The organism is Caloranaerobacter longqiensis, from assembly GCF_050286925.1.
GTDB lineage: Bacteria > Bacillota > Clostridia > Tissierellales > Thermohalobacteraceae > Caloranaerobacter.
This window is the reverse complement of the sequence record NZ_JBFWFX010000045.1, coordinates 1-2,785: the sequence shown is the minus strand read 5'-3', so window position 1 is coordinate 2,785 and position 2,785 is coordinate 1. Positions and strand designations below refer to the sequence as shown.

Sequence of the window (2,785 nt, the reverse complement as noted above, 5' to 3'; positions counted from 1 at the left end):
TCCTGTATAGTTTTCATTTAATACATTTATCCAATATCTACCTTCTTCTTCATCAATAATAATCTGTATATTTTCTTCTTTAACACCTGTTTTATTTTTTATTATTTGTTTTAAAAGTTCTTCCACGCTAATACCTCCCATACTGTAAATTTCCAAATTTCTCTGGCTTTAATATAAATGATGATATTTTTCAATATCTCTATAATGCTGTTGTTGCTATTATGTATGGTATAATAGGACTTGGATCACTTGTTACGTCTTCTAAGAAGGTCATTTCCTCATATTTGCCACTAGGTAGTTCAACTCTTACTTTCATATTGTGCCAGTCTTTTATTTCTCTTATTTCATATTCGTCTATATCATCTCCTACTATCCCTTTATAGTATTCGATTGCTTCCTCTTTAGTTCGGGCAATAATATACTCTTGTTCTCCACCATCAAATTCAAAACACTTTAAATCTTCAGCTCTCATTTTCACATTCTCCTTTCAATTATTTTTTTAATTTTTGAACTAACTTACTTTTATTTTGAAGTCGTACACTCGCACAATTTTAATCTCATCTTTTTTGTAATAGCTTTTGTTAATTAGCTCTTGAACTTTTGCTTTAGCTTCTTCTAAAGTGTCTACCTTAAAATCTTTAATTACCTTTTTTTCTTCATCATATTCCTCATAAAATTGCCAAAGTTTTCTCATCAATTTATTTTGAACTAATATCTTGAATTTCATTTTATCCCTCCTATACAAATTTAATGTATCACCAGTCTTAATCCTTAACTTATTATCATTCTTTTATATCAATTCTTATAGTTCCATTCTTCATATCATATATCTTAAAACCTTCACCTTCTGCTTTTTGCATTACACCTTGTTTAATTAACTCATATAATTTAGCCATTTGCTCAAAATTAATTTTCATCACTCAACCTCCTTTGCTTTTTCTAATAACTCATCAATGTGTGCTGTCCAACAACATTCACCTATTTCTTCAACAAAATATTCTCTAGCTTCTTTAATAAACTCAACTAACTCACGATTTAATGATTTTAATTCTTTTATTTTCTCTATCGCTATCGATATAATCCAATTATCACTTTCTATAGCTGTATCTTCTAGTTTCTCTATAAGATATTCTGCATTAGAATAAATTTTTTCTTTAAATTTTACTGGTTCGCATCTTATATCACAGTTTTTAAGTTTATTACACTCTTGACAACAAATATCATCACAAACACAATCTTGAGTTTCACAAAACATATAAATATCTTTCATTTTTATTTCCCCTCACTTTCCTCATATTTCCCACACGCTTTATTCTTTAGCCTTATATCTGTAGCTGCACTTTTACTAACAAACCATTGTTGACATTTATAATATCTTTTGCCATGATAGTCGATTCTCATAAGATATTTACAAGTCTTGCATATCTTGCCCTCTGTATATCCGTACAATTCTTGCATTGTTTTATATCTTCTACCTTTGCGTCTTATTTCTTTAACTTCTACTTCTTCACCCCAAATATTTAATTGTTTTAGAATCATCTTTTCCCCCCTCACTTTCTAAACTCTTCCCCATTTTATAAGTCTTATTTTAGTTCTTAACTAATTTTTTCTTTCTTCTTTTCAACTTTGCAAACACATTATCTTTTGAAAGCCCGTATATTTTACCTATTTCTTCATATGTTAATCCTTGTTCTTAAAGTTTGATTTCATATTCAATTTTTAAATATTCTTGTATCCCCTGCAATTCCCCTAATTCATCAAAGAATGTATTATCATTGTTAGGTTTAAATCTTTCACCTGTTCTTGTGTCAACTACCCAAATTGTTATATCCATACATAAAACCTCCCTATTTTACTGGAAACTCTTGAATTTTTTCATGCCAGTTTAGATTGTCCTTTAAAAATACTGGTTTATTACTCTCTCTACATACATCTATAATTGATTGCACCCATTCTTTTTTAGGTTTCTTTGCTCCTGGTCCAGTTTGTGCTCCTATGATGTACCAATCTACTATAGGTAAATATTTTACTTCCTCAAGTAAAGGTTCGATTGAAATGAATTTTACCTTTGCATTACATCTACATAGTCCATCGTATATTCCATGTCCACCAATAGAGACTCCAACCCACGCATTATCAGGAAAATCTATGTCCTTAAGTCTTTTGCCATTTTTAGTTAGGAACATAAATGTATGTTGCTCACACTCTCTAACTACATTTATAACTTCCTTAATCCATTCAATAGGCACCCAATCTCCAAATAAATCTCCCATACTTACAACAAATATTTTGCTAGGTTTATTTAATTTTTTAGGCTGATTTAATCTATCAGGGTAAAATGTTGGATAAAAACCATACGGATAAGGTTCTTTTATATAACTTGGTTTAATTCCATCTACATAAGTGTAATTATTTTTACTTCTGAATCTTTCAGCGATTCTTCTTGCATAACAGTAATGACATCCATGTAGACACCCTGTAACTGGATTCCAAGTATAATCACACCATTCTATCTTTGTTTTATTCATCGATTATCTCCCTCTTTCAATAATGTCAACTTTAACCTTTCATTTCTTTCAATTTCTTCTCAATCACTAAAACAAACTTAACTGCTCTGGCACTACTTCAACCTTCTTTTTCTTTAGTTTCTTTTTAGCTGGTTTGCATTTAGCTATTTTAAGCCATTTCATAATTACTACAATTACCTCATTCTGACTTTTATAAACATTATTACTCAATGGTATGCTCCTAGAGCTAGTTGGAAGTGATATATACATACTATATA

At 29.7% G+C, this 2,785-nt stretch carries 8 protein-coding genes; all 8 read right to left on the bottom strand.

Annotated elements, in window-relative coordinates:
• Positions 1-199: 199 nt before the first annotated feature.
• The gene (locus AB4Y15_RS13830; RefSeq protein ID WP_427340931.1) at positions 200-472 is read right to left on the bottom strand and encodes a hypothetical protein; all 273 of its coding nucleotides are present in this window, start codon (positions 470-472) and stop codon (positions 200-202) included.
• A gap of 39 nt (positions 473-511) precedes the next feature.
• On the bottom strand, positions 512-727 hold the full coding sequence (locus AB4Y15_RS13825) for a hypothetical protein (protein ID WP_427340930.1): 216 nt from the start codon (positions 725-727) through the stop codon (positions 512-514).
• A gap of 55 nt (positions 728-782) precedes the next feature.
• On the bottom strand, positions 783-917 hold the full coding sequence (locus tag AB4Y15_RS13820; RefSeq protein WP_427340929.1) for a hypothetical protein: 135 nt from the start codon (positions 915-917) through the stop codon (positions 783-785).
• A complete protein-coding gene (locus AB4Y15_RS13815) occupies positions 917-1,270 on the bottom strand; it encodes a hypothetical protein (RefSeq protein WP_427340928.1) in 354 nt (117 codons plus the stop codon). The genes AB4Y15_RS13820 and AB4Y15_RS13815 overlap by 1 nt, the downstream gene beginning before the upstream one ends.
• Before the next feature lie 2 nt (positions 1,271-1,272).
• A complete protein-coding gene (locus tag AB4Y15_RS13810) occupies positions 1,273-1,539 on the bottom strand; it encodes a hypothetical protein (RefSeq protein WP_427340927.1) in 267 nt (88 codons plus the stop codon).
• 154 nt (positions 1,540-1,693) lie between these two features.
• Entirely contained in the window at positions 1,694-1,834 is a 141-nt protein-coding gene (locus AB4Y15_RS13805) for a hypothetical protein (protein WP_427340926.1), read from the bottom strand.
• Positions 1,835-1,847: 13 nt separating this feature from the next.
• Positions 1,848-2,528, bottom strand: coding sequence for a DUF5131 family protein (locus tag AB4Y15_RS13800; protein WP_427340925.1), 681 nt, complete (start codon positions 2,526-2,528; stop codon positions 1,848-1,850).
• A 66-nt stretch (positions 2,529-2,594) separates the two neighbouring features.
• Positions 2,595-2,785 (bottom strand): hypothetical protein (locus AB4Y15_RS13795; RefSeq protein ID WP_427340924.1); only part of this gene is annotated, 191 nt, incomplete at its 5' end.